The following is a 14,224-nucleotide window of genomic DNA, read 5'->3' as shown; positions in this document are numbered from 1 at the left end:
TGTATACTATTTTACACACTGATTTATATTACATTACTAATTCAAAATCTTCTTCCTTAACATCTCTGTCTTGTCTATCCATTAATGCGCCAAGCATTAGTTCTAATAATCTCATTGCACCTCTATATCCAGTAACTGGCATTAAAGAATGTACATATCTATCTATTACTGGGAATCCAACTCTAACTAATGGTATGTCTTCAGCTCTTGCTATGTACTTACCATGAGTTCCACCCATTAATAAATCAACTGGTTCATTTTTTATCAATTGATGTAATAAAAACAAGTCTGAATCTTGTTTAACGGTGCAGTCTTCAACACCAAATTCTTCAAACAATGCATTTACTTCTTTTTCAAATGCTGCTCCTGGAGTACCTGTAATTACATACTTAGGTATCATTCCAAGTTCTAATACGAATTTAGTTAAAGAAATTAATGTATCAGGATCTCCATATAAAGCAACTTTCTTTTTATCATAATATGGATGAGAATCTACCATTATATCAACAAGTTGTCCTCTTTCTTCTTCGATTTCATAAGGAACTTCTTGCTTACTGAATTTACTTAATTCCATAATATAGTCATCAGTAGATCCAATACCTATTGGCATTCTTAATGTTTTATATGGGATTTTAAATTGCTTTTCTAATGTAGATGCTCCTGCTTCAGATGCAAAACTACCTATTGCTAAAGTTTTTTCAGCATCTCCTAGTTCTATAATATCTTGAATTTTTGTACCACCTTTTGGATACATTTGATATTTACCAGTCATTGGAGAATCTAAAACTCCAGTTGTATCTGGTAACATTGTGAAATCTACACCCATAAGTTTTAGTAATCTTTTCATTTCACGCATATCCCCTGGATTAACAAATCCAGGTATTACACACATTTTCCCATTTTTAACTCCAGTTGTTTTAGATAATCCTTTGATGAATCCTGTAACCATATTAGAAAAACCTGTAATATGTGATCCAACATAACTTGGAGTATTCGCATGTAATACATATTTTCCTTCTGGAATTGTCATATCTCCAATGAAACCTTTTAAGTCATCACCTATAGTTTCTGAAAGACAAGTAGTATGAACTGCAATTATTTCTGGATCATATATATCAAAAATGTTTTTAACAGCAGTTTTTATATTACTACCTCCACCAAATACGCAAGCACCTTCACTAAATGCTGAAGTAGTTGCTATAGCAGGTTCCTTAAAATGTCTTGCTAAAACTGTTCTATGATATGAACAACAACCTTGAGATCCATGACTATGTGGCATACATCCGTGAACTCCAAGTGCAGCATACATTGCACCTACTGGTTGACATGTCTTACTAGGGTTAATGGTAATTGCTTTTCTTTCTTTTATTTCTTTTGGGGTTAAATCTAACATTATACCTCACCTCCAAATGTTCCTTCTAATATAGATTCTGTTTTCCATGGTGCTACAGTAAAGCTCCATGCTGGTGTATATATTCCCATTGTTACATCTTTTCCAAAGTTAACAGCACCTTTAAATCCTGCATATGGTCCACTATAATCATAAGAATGTAGTTGTCTTGATAAAACTCCACCTTTTTGTATTGTGTATTTGTCTTTAATACCTGTAAAGAATATGTCTGGCTTTAATGCTTTAATAAATTCCTCTTGTTCATATTCATTTAAATCATCTGCAACTATTGAACCTGGATTCATATCAGGCATCATTCCTGGATAGAATTCTAAATTAACTATTTCTTTCTTTAATTCATCTAACTCTTCTTGAGTTTTTACTTCTTTGAATTTTCCTTCAATCTTTTCAACTTCTAATACTTCTATATTCTTTAAATCTGCATCTTCAACTATTGTTGGAATTACTTGTCTACCTTCATAATCATCTCTATGTGCAAATTCAAATGCAGCAAGTACAGTTTCCACACCAAAATCTTTTAATAGCATTTGATAATGATGGGCTCTTGAGCCTCCAACATATAAAGCTGCCTTTTTGCCAGTTAATTTTCCTTTATAATATTCAATATCATCCTTAATGTTTTCAATTTCTTCAGCTATTACCGCTTCTGTTTTAGCTGTTATCTCTGGATCATTAAAGAATTTAGCCATATCTCTTAAAGTCTTAACTGTACAATCAACTCCAATAAAGTCAACTTTAAGCCATGCAGTCCCATATTGAATTTTCATCATTTCTGCGATATAATTAATGGAACGGTGACATTGGACTAGATTTAATTCTGCAGTATGGGCTTTTCTTATATCGTCAATGCTAGCATCACCTGTCATGACTGATATAATTTCATAGCCTATTCTCTTTAGGATTCTTTCTATTTCCCAAGAGTCACCACCTATGTTGTATTCTCCAAGAATGTTAACTGAATGTTTCTTAGGAGTATAATCTTTAGTTCCAATTACAGATTTTATCAGCTTGTTATTTGCAATATGGTGACCAGCAGATTGAGATACACCTTTATAACCTTCACAAGCGAAAGCTATACAATCAACTCCATATAATTGTTTAGTTTCTTCTGCAACAGCTGGAATATCATCACCAATTAATCCAACTGGACATGTTGAGCAAATAAATATTGCTTTTGGCTTAAATATATCTACTATTTCTTTAATTGCAGTCTTTAATTTCTTTTCTCCACCAAATACAATATCACTTTCACCTAAATTTGTGCTGAAACAATATTGAATAAAATTTCCGTCTCCTTCTTGAACAGCAGCTTTATTTCTTCTTGTTCCCCATGAATAATATCCACACCCTATTGGTCCATGAGTTAAAACAACAATATCTTTTATTGGTCCAAGAACAACTCCTTTACATCCTGCATAACAACAGCCTCTATGTGTAAGCATTCCTGGCATAGTTCTTCTATTTGCATCTATTTCCTGCACTTCATTTTCAAGTTCTAAAATATGTTTTTTTCTATTTTTATATACCTTGGCACTATATTTATCTAATACATTATCTAATACCTTACTCATTTACTTCACCTCCTATATTAAATTGCACTTTCACCAGACTGTCCATCTCTAACTCTATATACTTCATCAACTGGTAATATAAATATTTTTCCATCACCTGGAGTTCCAGTTGAATTCACACTAATCACAGCATCTACTACAGTTTTTACTTCATCATCCTTTACTACTAATGTAATAAATCTTTTAGGAATTAATCTACCTCTTTCAGATAAATTTTCTCCATATGATGATGGAGGTATTTCGCCAGCTTCAACATATGCTTCTGCATAAGCCTTATCTATAGATTTTTTACCTCTTCCAAGTACTTTTCTGCAAGTAATTGATGGAAAACCAGCTTCTGCAAGTGCTTCTTTAGTTTTATTTACTTTATTCAAACGAATAATACACATAACTTCTTTCATAAAGCTATTCCTCCTAATTTAATTTTATAATCCTGCTTTACCACTACTTACAGTGTATACTTCCTCAATTGGTGCAACAAATATTTTACCATCACCAAATGCACCCTTTTCACCAGTTCTAGAATTTCTTATTATAACCTTAATAACATCATCTTTATCTTCATCTTTTACTGCAATTAAAAGCATTTCCTTTGGAAGTTCATCATAATGAATTTCTCCAACTTGAATTCCTTTTTGTTTACCTCTACCGTAAACCTCCATCTTTGTAACTTCTGGAAATCCAGCATCTAACAATTCCGAAAGCACACTACTAACCTTTTCTGGTCTTATTATTGCACGAATCATATACATATCTCTCTATCTCCTTTTATTATATATTTTGTGTTAGATATAAATTTATATATACATTCTAATAAATATATTACATCTCCTTATTTACCATATAGAACTTCAATGTAATAACCTGATTAGAAATTATATATTTTTAATACTATTTTTTTAATTAAAATATTTTCTTTATATCTTAGATATCCATTAAACCATATTCCATTAAGATTTCTTCTAATCTTTCTTGTTTCATTGGTTTTGGAATAACAAACATTTTATTATTTTCTATGTTATTAGCTAAAGTTCTATATTCATCAGCTTGATCAGCCTTTGGATCAAATTCTATAACTGTTTGTTTGTGTATTTCTGCTCTTTGAACCATGTTATCTCTAGGTACAAAGTGAATAAGCTGACTTCCAAGTTCCTTTGCAAAAGCTTCTAAAAGTTCATATTCTCTATCAACCTTTCTACTGTTACAAATGATTCCACCTAGTCTAACTCCACCTGTTGTTGCATATTTTTGAATACCTTTTGAAATATTATTTGCTGCATATAAGGCCATCATTTCACCACTTGCTACTATATATATTTCTTGAGCTTTACCTTCTCTGATTGGCATTGCAAATCCACCACATACAACATCTCCAAGTACATCATAGAAAACATAATCTAAATCTGATGTATATGCTCCTAATTGTTCAAGCATTCCTATAGAAGTTATAATTCCTCTTCCTGCACATCCAACTCCTGGTTCTGGTCCACCTGATTCAACACATTTGATTCCACCATATCCTGGTTTTAAAATATAATCTAATTCTATGTCATCTCCTTCTTCTCTTAAAGTATCTAGAACTGTTTTTTGTGCTAATCCTCCAAGAACTAATCTTGTTGAATCTGCCTTAGGGTCACACCCTACTATCATTATTTTCTTTCCCATTTCAGCTAACGCTGATGTTAAATTTTGTGTTGTTGTTGATTTTCCTATACCACCTTTTCCATAAATAGCTACTTGTCTCATATTGACTCCTCCTTATAATTTAAGAATATTTTATATAAACCCCAATGGGATTTTATATATTTAATGTAATAATATAACTGTAAAAGGTTATAAAAAAAATCTATTTTATATAACTTCATTAGTAGTTATAATAAAATAGACTCCTTCGTCATTAATTTAATAAAAAAAATCTAAGCTTTAACTTCTTCTTTGAGTTAACACTTAGACTCCATCGCCTTTATTATAGGACATTAAGTTTTTTTAATTTTTTATTTATTGTATCATAAAAATTTGATTTTGCAAACTTTTTTATTTATGATATTTAGCAACTACTTTTATTTTGCTTTTGCTATTGAAATTATAATATCACAGAAATTTAAATTTGCAAACTCTTTTTGTAATTTCTACACTTTTACAAATGATAACGACACACATTTAACATCTCAGTAAAAATATCACTTTATTGTTATCATTATATTAATCAACATAGTACTTTCTTGATATATTATTACTCTCTTTTGAGCATAGTAACTATATTATTGTAATTTTTTCTATAAATCACCTGAAAGAGTAAGCTGTTTTTCTCCAAAATTCTTTATTTCAAATTTATTTTTATTAATATTATATTCATATTGTCCATCTATAATTACTATATTTTCTTTAAATTCCAGTTTTAATGTTATAGTATCCATAACCTCACTATTAGAATACAATCTTATTTTTTTAGGTGAATGAAAAATATCATCACCGCTTGAAGTTTTAATAGTTATTGTATTTGTTGAGGTAATAAGAGATTTTATACTTCCATCCTCATAAAATTTCAAAGAATTTGTATCTCCATGAATTCCAATTGCATTTATGTCATAAGCATCTATATCTCCAATAGGAGTTTTTATAGCAGTTATCCTAAAAGGCTCAAAAGACTTTATTTTTCCGCTTTCATATAAAGAAAAACCTATTCTACTAACAATATTACAATCACCTATATTTAATTTAACTCTATCCTTAGGCCATAATGTAAGACTTTTCAATTCTCCTGTTTTATAAAAATGAAGAGAAATAACCTTGGACTCAAAGGAAGAAAATTCAAAATTAAATTTGTACAATTTAGCCAAGTTATATTCATCTTCTTCTGACCAATATCCTGATAATTTTCCATCTAATAAAAATAATCGATTTATTGGGCCCTCTTTATGAAAAGTAATTTTTTCAGCTTTAAATACTCCTATTTTAGTTTTAATAAGAGTGGCTTCATTTAGACCAATACTTTTAATATTTCCATTTTTATAAACCTTCACTGGTGGAAATTCTTTTCTTCTTTCATCTAAAAAACTATATAAAGGTATTAGCTTGTACCCTAAAATATCAAGAACACTTTCTTCTTCAACGTTATAGCTTTCAATTTCACCAGTAGAATAATAACTTGCAACACTTGCATCATTTAATAATCCATATTTGGTTTCTATTGTTTTCATATTTATCCATCCTTCCATATTTAATCTTTTTCTTTATACAATTTATAATATTAATTTCAATTTGCTATTAAAATTTTAAATATGTATTTGTAATTTTGATTATTCAAAAACTTACATCACCATAACTAATTTTAATGAAGATTACTTTTTTAAACACATAATAAAAATATATGCTTTCACCTATTCATAGGTTTAATATTAATTATTAATTACAATACTTACATTAAAATCATTTCCCTTAACTTCTTCAACTTCCATTTTAATATTTCCTTTATCTCTTTCTTTAATTAACCATAGTGGTACATGACAGCAATGAATGTCTATTTTTTTTACATCCTCTTGTTTCATATAAGGAATTATAGCATTTTTAGATGACATCTCTGGATTAGTTATTTCTAATTCTAGTAAATCTATAAAATAATGTCCTTCTTTAATTTTCTGACCAATTTCTTCTTCCTGCACCTCCATCGTTTCTTGTTCAATTTCACTTTTAACAATTTCATCTAAATACTTCAATGGTTCCCCTTCTAACTCCCAAATGCTGAAATCTTGCAGATAAAATACACTATAAGGAATTCCAAAAGCTTTATTTACAACAACAATTTTACACTCATCCATTTGATCTACTAGTTTTTTGTATTCTTCTCTTATTTGGCTAATTCCCTTTGCGCCATTGTTTCTATTAATTATTATTGATTTTTTTGCTTTCCAAACATTGTTGTCTTTTTTAAATATCTTTACATACTTTGCTTCTTCAAAAGAACTTATAACATCTCGTTCTTCTAAAAACACTCCTATTTCATACATAGTATCACTCCTTTAAATATATAGTGTACAAGGTATTATAGCCCCTTGTCATGGCAATTTATATATAGATTGATATAAACAAATCTAATATATTGCTAATTGTACATTGTTAATTAGAATCTTTTTTTATATAACAAAAAAAGATACAGTAAATCCACTGCATCTTTGCACTTATATAATATCCTATTAAATTTATACTATATTATAATTTAAGTTTTAGCAAGTATTTTACCAATATCTTTTAAATCATATCCACCCATACTTTCAATTTCACTTTTAAATTCTTTACTTTGTATAGTGTTTAATATCAACTTATATATTGGATATTTTAAATCTGATTCTCTAATAACTAAATCATATCTTTCTTCTTGAATCGATATAAAGTCAATTTCTTGCATTTGGTTTGCTGTCTTTTCATTTCCTATACCAACATCCCCCTCTCCTCTAGCAATACATCTTGCTACTGCAGAATGGGATTGTTTTTCTAAATTGTACCCATTTATTTGTTCTCTGTCTATGTTATTCAATCGTAATTTTTCATCTAGCAAAATTCTTATTCCAGAGCCTTTTTCCCTATTTATCATAGAAATACTCGGACTTACTAAATCACTCCAAGTTTTTATTTTATGTGGATTTCCTTTCGCAACATAAAAACCCACATTTCTATATGCTAAGTTTATAAGTAAACAAGATATTCCAGGAAGCATTTTTCTTACAAAAGCAGTATTATATTCATTAGTATCTCCATCCCATAAATGAACTGAAGAAATAGAAATTTTATCATGATATAAATCATAAAGACTAGAATAACTTCCTACATTAGATCTAAGAACTCTTATATCACTAACTTTTTCTCTAATATTTTCTGCTAATACGTCTAAAATTACATCTTGTCCTGATATTATAATATCATTTGGACTTTCTACTTTTTTTACACTATTTATATTTCCCTCTTCTAACAGTTTAAATTGCTTATTACTTTTAGTAATCTTTTGACTGTTTATATAGTTTTTAACATCTTCTTTATCTATTCTAAGCTTTTTACCTACTTTATAGCCAGGCAATTCTCCACGCTTTACTAATTCATACACAGTATTTTTAGTTATCTTTAATAATTCAGCAACTTCAACTGCCGTTAGGGACCCTTCATTCTCCATAGAAATTCCCTCCTTTTTGTTATAGTTTATTTTAACATTTAGAAGCAATAATTTCTAGCAATTAAAAAACTACTCTTAGAACATATTTTTTGATTTTAATTTTTATCAAAAATTCATAATTGCTATTTTTATGAAGATTAAACTTTACAATTTAAATAATATTTGTTTTGAAAATGTGAATTTATTTTTAATAATACTTAAAAATATTCATTTAGTTCTAATAATAATTTATTTGTGTCATTATTTTTTATGAAATCCCATCCTATCCAGTTTAGTTTATAATCATTTTCTCTTAAAAATTCAAGATAGTCTTTAGGATGTGGCAAAAATGCATTTTTACAAATCTGTCTGACCTCGTCGCTTGTAAAAAAATTTCCTATCTTATCCAAACTTTTAGGAACTTCCCTTTGAAATAATAAAGTAACAGGACTTACAATTGCACCTTCTTCTGGCCACACTATTCTAACCTTTTTATTATTTTTAAGAAGCTTAGCATAAAAATAAGGAACAACACTGATGGTTGGTGAATCTTGTATTCCCTTTCCTATATTCTTTACCATTTCTGCCGGATGGCCACCATACCCTACAAGTTTACTTAATTTATTTATTCCAATTTTACCATAGTCCTTATATATTCCAAATAAAGTTGTCTCACAATATTTTCTTTTTTTCCCTCTAATGGCAACTTCTTTTTCAAATTCACTGTTTAAAAGTTCATTCCATGATTTAGGTATAACTCTTCCTTCTAATTTAGTTAAATCAACAACCATAACTAAATAATTTAATGCCATTATATAATAATTTCCTTCTAAATCGATTAAATCACTGTTGATTTTTTTCTCTTCAATACTTTGAACTTTTCTAAAATATTTCTCTTCAATAGCCTTAGCTCTAAAATCTCTTCTGTAAAAGCTATTTACACCTGAACTTATTATAATCTTTGGCAGTTCTTCTTTACTAGGAATATATGAAGATTCATCCATCCACATAACCTCATAATTAGCATTACCTTCTACAAGATATTTAAAATCAAAATTACTTCCTAAATCATTAATCATCGAATCGAAAGCAATTTCTATTGGAACTTTAATTGGACATGGTAATAATCCAAGAACATCATATTCTGATTTATCAATAATGTTTTTAATTTTACTCATAATATTCACCCCATTTTAATACTCTAAATTAATAATTTGATTTAATCGTTATTTCAATAGTGACAATTAATTTCGAAGGATTTCTTTATTCCTCCCATTGAAAATATTCTTTCATACTCCAATCTATTATTTCTCCATTCCTTAATGCATTTCTAAGCTTTAGTATCTTATTATCAATTTGTCTCATAATATTAAGATTATCTTTTTCTCTTGGATTTGTAATAATAATTCTATCCATTGCACCATTTTTTATAATTATTCTTTTATGTCCAAGTAATGCAAGGATGGGATCATGAGTGGATATAAAAACTATTTTTCCTTCTTTAACTAATAATTCTATTGCTTTACTTCTATCTACACCTGCATTTTCAATTTCATCAATAAGAACTATTGGAGAAATACTTAGTAGTGCTGTATCTGCAATCATTAATGCTCTAGATTGACCACCACTTAATGATGTTATTGGCATATCTCTAGTAAATTTTTCTCCTGCTAGTTGGTTAGCATACTTAATTATTTTATCGGTAATATTTTTAAGTTCTTTTCTATTCCTGCTTTTAGCATGCATTATTACAAATTCTTCCACAGATACATCCATTATAAAATTCATATTTTGCGAAAGTTGAGCTACTAATTTATTTGAATTTAAATTTTCTCCATCTATTTTTATAATTCTCCCTGTAGGAGTATCTCCTTTAGCTATACATTCAATATCTTCGAGTAATCTGCTTTTACCTGAACCTGTAGGTCCAACTATGGATATTACTTCGCCAGTTTTAATTTTAAGATGAAGATTTTCCAGTTTTCCATTCTTATCATGTCCACCTATAATAGTTATAGTCTTAATTATTGTATTCTCTCTCTTAATAATTTCATCATTTTTATCTAATGAACAACTATTTGTAATATATAAATTACTTTTTTTCTCTTGAAAATTAATCTTTTTTGTATTTCCTGTTTGATAATCCTCTCCAATTGTTGTCTCTCCAAGGCAATATGAACATAAAGCAGATGGCATTGTAAATCTCAGTTTTTTTCCTTCTAGACTTTCTATTGATATTGCTTCTTTTACATATAAGCTTAGTTCATAAGCTCCTTGTCCAGTAAGTCCATTAACATATAATATTTTAGCTTTTTGATTCACTTCTTTTACCATAAAAGCAAAAACTTCTCTTTCTGCTTGTGATACAATATCACCTTTTGTAATTACAACTATATCTGCAAATTTTAGCATTGGACCTATTTTTCTAGGAGTATTCACTCCTGATAAACTATCAATAACACATACAGCTAATACATCTTTTATATGAGGTGAACATCTATTACATAAGCCAGCACTTTCACTTATTAATAAATCTAATCTTTTTTCTGCTCCTAATTTAACACATTCATCAATATTACTAATATAAAAATGATCTGGACAAAGATTTCCTGATAATCCAACCATAATTTCAACTTCAGCTTTTTTATAAAGCACATCATCATAAGTTGTAAGACAATCAAATTTTATAACACCAAACTTACTTTCTTTAGTTTTCAAACATTCAATAACCTTTAAAATTACAGATGTTTTCCCTGAAGATGGTGGTCCTGAAAATGTAACGAATTTCAAATTAATACCTCCTGACCATCAATATACTTTGCAATTAAAAATCCAAATAATTTGACCATCTACCTACAAAGTATATGAAAAAAGACCTCAAAGAGATTTATACCTTTATGTATTCTCCTCTTTGAGATCTTATAATAATTTTAAATAAATATAACGAAACATAACATAACTATATATAAATATAACAACACTTTAATATAGTTTGTCAATATATAAAAAAAGTTTATTTTTCACTAGTATATTGTTTTTTTCTTTAATTAATGCTACTATGAATAAAAATAATTTTAAAACATGATGAAACATAACTAAACATAACCATTAATTTTAATAATGAATGTGAGGTTTTTTTATGAAAAAGAATATTATGTTAATTACTTTGATTACTTTAATTTTATCTATGTTTTTTCTTAGCTGTGGCACTCAAAAAGATTCAACTTCTACCACAAAAGATACTACTACTGAAGCTAAAGCAGCTAAACCTTCTGAATCTCCTGTAGAATTAAATATTTCTGCTGCTGCTAGTTTAAAAGAATCAATGGCAGATATACAAGAAGAATTTAAGAAAATTAAGCCAAATGTAACTTTAACTGTTAATTTTGGAGCATCTGGTTCCCTTCAACAACAAATAGAACAAGGAGCCCCTTGTGATATTTTTATTTCAGCAGGTCAAAGTCAAATGAAAGCATTAAATGATAAATCTTTGCTTCTAGACAATACAGTAAAAGATTTAGTTAAAAATGACTTAGTTTTGGTTGGGCCTAAAGATACTAGTATAATTGGTGTTTCAGATTTGACTACTGATAAAGTAAAAAAAATAGCAGTTGGAGAACCTAAAAGTGTTCCTGCTGGAAAATATGCAGATGAAGTTTTCACAAGTATTGGGATTAAAGATTCTATAACCTCAAAACTTGTATTTGCCAAAGATGTAAAAGAAGTTCTTGTTTGGTCAACTTCTGGAAACACCGAGGTAGGATTTGTATATAAAAGTGATGCACTAAGTAGCCCTAATGCTAAAATTATCGAAACTATAGCATCAGATAAACATTCTCCTATAACTTATCCTATAGGAATTATTAAAGGTACAAAAAATCCTGATGCTGCAAAAGCTTTTGAAGATTTTTTATTTACTGATACTTGCAAAGTAATATTTGAAAAATACGGTTATGGAATAGCTTCAAAATAATATGGAATAACTCAAAATAATATGATAATGGACAAAGGTATTCTAATGTTTACAATTGTCCATTGTTTAATATCAATTATAAGGAGGAGTTAAAATGGATTTTTCACCTTTATGGATTTCAATAAAAACATCTTTAGTTGCAACAATAATTACATTCTTTTTGGGAATTGTAATATCTTACTTAGTATCAAATTTCAAAGGAAAATCTAAAGGTTTAATTGATGGATTATTTACCTTGCCTTTAATTCTTCCTCCTACAGTTGTAGGTTTCTTTTTACTACTTATTTGTGGCAAAAATGGTCCTGTAGGAAAGATATTAGAACTTTTTAATACATCTATAATTTTTAGCTGGAGTGCCACAATACTTGCAGCTGTGGTGGTTTCATTTCCAATGATGTATAGGACTACTAGATCTGCTTTTGAGCAAATTGACACTAATATTCTTTCTGCCGCTAGAACTCTTGGGCTTAGTGAATTTAAAATCTTCCATAAAATTGCTATTCCACTAGCTATGCCTGGCATTATAGGCGGATTAGTTCTATCTTTTGCAAGAGCTATGGGTGAATTTGGTGCAACCTTAATGATAGCGGGCAATATTCCTGGAAAAACTCAAACAATGCCTCTTGCTATCTTCTTTGCAGCTGAAGGCGGAGACATGGAAAAAGCAATGCTTTGGGTTTCTATAATTGTTCTTTTATCCTTAACCTTAATCATAATTTTAAATTATTGGTCAGAAATTCAATTAAAACTTATAGGAAGGAGAAATTAGTAATGTCCTTGTATATAAATATAGAAAAAAGCTTTTCTTCTTTTAACTTAAAAGTAAATTTTGAACATCAAAAAGGCATTTTAGGATTTTTAGGTTCCTCTGGTTCTGGAAAAAGTATGAGCTTAAAATGCATATCTGGTCTTGTAACTCCTTCCAGTGGAAAAATAATTTTAAATAATAAAACTTTTTTTGATTCAAATAATAAAATTAATATAAGTCCTCAAAAAAGAAAGGTTGGATATTTATTTCAAAATTATGCACTCTTCCCCAATATGAATATAATTGATAATATTGAAATTGGTGTTTCTAATTTGAATGAGGATAAAAGAAGAATCTTATGTAAAGAATATGTTGAACGCTTAGGTCTCTTAGGTCTTGAAAATCATTATCCTTGGCAGCTATCTGGAGGACAACAGCAAAGAGTTGCTTTAGCAAGAGCCCTTATTACATCTCCTGACATCTTACTTTTAGATGAACCTTTTTCAGCCTTAGATCAACATCTAAGAAATAATTTAGAAAAAGAACTTATGTCTATATTAAAAAATTATAATGGTAATGTTATTTTTGTAACCCATGATATAGCGGAAGCATATAGAGTTTGCGACGATATCATAGTCTATGAAAATGGAAGATCTTTAGAAAAAAGAGGAAAAAAAGATTTGTTTAAATATCCCAAGTCATTTACTGAAGCAGTTTTAACGGGATGTAAAAATATTTCTATAGCAAAAAAAATAGGCAAACATACTATTTATGCTGAAAATTGGGGACATAAATTTGTAGTTAATAATGAAGTCCTTGAAGATGTAAAATATATCTGTATAAGAGCTCATGATATAGAAGTTTGTAATAATGATACTTCTGAAAATACATACTGTTATACAGTTGAAAATATTGTAGAAAATCCATTTGAATTTACTATATATATGAAAAATAAAGATAATCTTGTTTCAAATCAAATAGAATATAAACTTGAAAAAAAGAATATGAATTTTAATATAAACGATACTGTTTCTCTTAATTTTTCACAAGATAATTTATTTTACTTTTAGAGATAAATTTAAATATCTTCTGACTGTTTTTATTTTAATTTAAACACTTATAAAATACAATTTCTATTGAAATAACTAAAAATACCTAGTAAATACTTTAACTTTACTAGGGCGTGTCTGAAAACAGAAATTTGCACAAAATTTAATTTTTAGGTAAAATAAAAGAAAAAACTTAGAGGTAACTATTATGGCACAAAAACGTTATGAAATATCTGATGAACAATGGAATCAAATAAAGGATTTATTTTCAGTAGCAAAAACCGGACGTCCTCCAATGGATAATAGGCTGATGTTCAACGCAATCGTAT

Annotated in this window: 13 protein-coding genes; 3 read left to right on the top strand and 10 right to left on the bottom strand. The window is 28.5% G+C overall.

Features of this window, described 5'->3' with window-relative positions:
• Nucleotides 1-28 precede the first annotated feature (28 nt).
• The 10 genes from nifK to CLPUN_RS22445 form a co-directional block, all read right to left on the bottom strand.
• Nucleotides 29-1,393 (bottom strand): nitrogenase molybdenum-iron protein subunit beta, encoded by a 1,365-nt coding sequence (gene nifK, locus CLPUN_RS22490; protein ID WP_077849456.1) that lies wholly within the window; start codon nt 1,391-1,393, stop codon nt 29-31.
• Nucleotides 1,393-2,982 (bottom strand): nitrogenase component I subunit alpha, encoded by a 1,590-nt coding sequence (locus tag CLPUN_RS22485; RefSeq protein WP_077849455.1) that lies wholly within the window; start codon nt 2,980-2,982, stop codon nt 1,393-1,395. The genes nifK and CLPUN_RS22485 overlap by 1 nt, the downstream gene beginning before the upstream one ends.
• Nucleotides 2,983-2,999: 17 nt before the next feature.
• On the bottom strand, nt 3,000-3,383 hold the full coding sequence (locus CLPUN_RS22480; protein WP_077849454.1) for a P-II family nitrogen regulator: 384 nt from the start codon (nt 3,381-3,383) through the stop codon (nt 3,000-3,002).
• A 24-nt stretch (nt 3,384-3,407) separates the two neighbouring features.
• Nucleotides 3,408-3,734, bottom strand: coding sequence for a P-II family nitrogen regulator (locus CLPUN_RS22475; RefSeq protein ID WP_077849453.1), 327 nt, complete (start codon nt 3,732-3,734; stop codon nt 3,408-3,410).
• A 172-nt stretch (nt 3,735-3,906) separates the two neighbouring features.
• On the bottom strand, nt 3,907-4,728 hold the full coding sequence (gene nifH, locus CLPUN_RS22470) for a nitrogenase iron protein (protein WP_077849452.1): 822 nt from the start codon (nt 4,726-4,728) through the stop codon (nt 3,907-3,909).
• 530 nt (nt 4,729-5,258) lie between these two features.
• Nucleotides 5,259-6,182: a hypothetical protein gene (locus tag CLPUN_RS22465; RefSeq protein ID WP_077849451.1), complete on the bottom strand. Its 924-nt coding sequence runs from the start codon at nt 6,180-6,182 to the stop codon at nt 5,259-5,261.
• A 198-nt stretch (nt 6,183-6,380) separates the two neighbouring features.
• Nucleotides 6,381-6,989, bottom strand: coding sequence for a Fe-only nitrogenase accessory AnfO family protein (locus CLPUN_RS22460; RefSeq protein ID WP_077849450.1), 609 nt, complete (start codon nt 6,987-6,989; stop codon nt 6,381-6,383).
• Between the two features lie 209 nt (nt 6,990-7,198).
• On the bottom strand, nt 7,199-8,146 hold the full coding sequence (locus CLPUN_RS22455) for a helix-turn-helix transcriptional regulator (protein ID WP_077849449.1): 948 nt from the start codon (nt 8,144-8,146) through the stop codon (nt 7,199-7,201).
• A gap of 197 nt (nt 8,147-8,343) precedes the next feature.
• Nucleotides 8,344-9,303 (bottom strand): ABC transporter substrate-binding protein, encoded by a 960-nt coding sequence (locus CLPUN_RS22450; protein ID WP_077849448.1) that lies wholly within the window; start codon nt 9,301-9,303, stop codon nt 8,344-8,346.
• Between the two features lie 85 nt (nt 9,304-9,388).
• The gene (locus CLPUN_RS22445) at nt 9,389-10,915 is read right to left on the bottom strand and encodes an ATP-binding cassette domain-containing protein (protein ID WP_077849447.1); all 1,527 of its coding nucleotides are present in this window, start codon (nt 10,913-10,915) and stop codon (nt 9,389-9,391) included.
• A gap of 349 nt (nt 10,916-11,264) precedes the next feature.
• Between CLPUN_RS22445 and modA the strand changes: the two genes are divergently transcribed.
• From modA to CLPUN_RS22430, 3 genes are all read left to right on the top strand, one after another.
• The gene (gene modA, locus CLPUN_RS22440; RefSeq protein ID WP_077849446.1) at nt 11,265-12,098 is read left to right on the top strand and encodes a molybdate ABC transporter substrate-binding protein; all 834 of its coding nucleotides are present in this window, start codon (nt 11,265-11,267) and stop codon (nt 12,096-12,098) included.
• 94 nt (nt 12,099-12,192) lie between these two features.
• Nucleotides 12,193-12,867: a molybdate ABC transporter permease subunit gene (gene modB, locus CLPUN_RS22435; protein ID WP_077849445.1), complete on the top strand. Its 675-nt coding sequence runs from the start codon at nt 12,193-12,195 to the stop codon at nt 12,865-12,867.
• Nucleotides 12,868-12,869: 2 nt separating this feature from the next.
• On the top strand, nt 12,870-13,916 hold the full coding sequence (locus CLPUN_RS22430) for a sulfate/molybdate ABC transporter ATP-binding protein (RefSeq protein WP_077849444.1): 1,047 nt from the start codon (nt 12,870-12,872) through the stop codon (nt 13,914-13,916).
• Nucleotides 13,917-14,224 lie beyond the last annotated feature (308 nt).

Origin of the sequence: Clostridium puniceum (genome assembly GCF_002006345.1) — a bacterium.
Lineage (GTDB): Bacteria > Bacillota > Clostridia > Clostridiales > Clostridiaceae > Clostridium > Clostridium puniceum.
This window is presented reverse-complemented; position numbering and strand designations above follow the sequence as displayed.

What these genes read in the sequence shown, in the direction of transcription:
- CLPUN_RS22480 (WP_077849454.1), bottom strand. Translation starts at nt 3,383, where the DNA reads ATGAAAGAAGTTATGTGTATTATTCGTTTGAATAAAGTAAATAAAACT.
- CLPUN_RS22430 (WP_077849444.1), top strand. Translation starts at nt 12,870, where the DNA reads ATGTCCTTGTATATAAATATAGAAAAAAGCTTTTCTTCTTTTAACTTA.
- CLPUN_RS22460 (WP_077849450.1), bottom strand. Translation starts at nt 6,989, where the DNA reads ATGTATGAAATAGGAGTGTTTTTAGAAGAACGAGATGTTATAAGTTCT.
- CLPUN_RS22450 (WP_077849448.1), bottom strand. Translation starts at nt 9,303, where the DNA reads ATGAGTAAAATTAAAAACATTATTGATAAATCAGAATATGATGTTCTT.
- modA (WP_077849446.1), top strand. Translation starts at nt 11,265, where the DNA reads ATGAAAAAGAATATTATGTTAATTACTTTGATTACTTTAATTTTATCT.
- CLPUN_RS22455 (WP_077849449.1), bottom strand. Translation starts at nt 8,146, where the DNA reads ATGGAGAATGAAGGGTCCCTAACGGCAGTTGAAGTTGCTGAATTATTA.
- CLPUN_RS22485 (WP_077849455.1), bottom strand. Translation starts at nt 2,982, where the DNA reads ATGAGTAAGGTATTAGATAATGTATTAGATAAATATAGTGCCAAGGTA.
- nifK (WP_077849456.1), bottom strand. Translation starts at nt 1,393, where the DNA reads ATGTTAGATTTAACCCCAAAAGAAATAAAAGAAAGAAAAGCAATTACC.
- modB (WP_077849445.1), top strand. Translation starts at nt 12,193, where the DNA reads ATGGATTTTTCACCTTTATGGATTTCAATAAAAACATCTTTAGTTGCA.
- CLPUN_RS22475 (WP_077849453.1), bottom strand. Translation starts at nt 3,734, where the DNA reads ATGTATATGATTCGTGCAATAATAAGACCAGAAAAGGTTAGTAGTGTG.
- nifH (WP_077849452.1), bottom strand. Translation starts at nt 4,728, where the DNA reads ATGAGACAAGTAGCTATTTATGGAAAAGGTGGTATAGGAAAATCAACA.
- CLPUN_RS22465 (WP_077849451.1), bottom strand. Translation starts at nt 6,182, where the DNA reads ATGAAAACAATAGAAACCAAATATGGATTATTAAATGATGCAAGTGTT.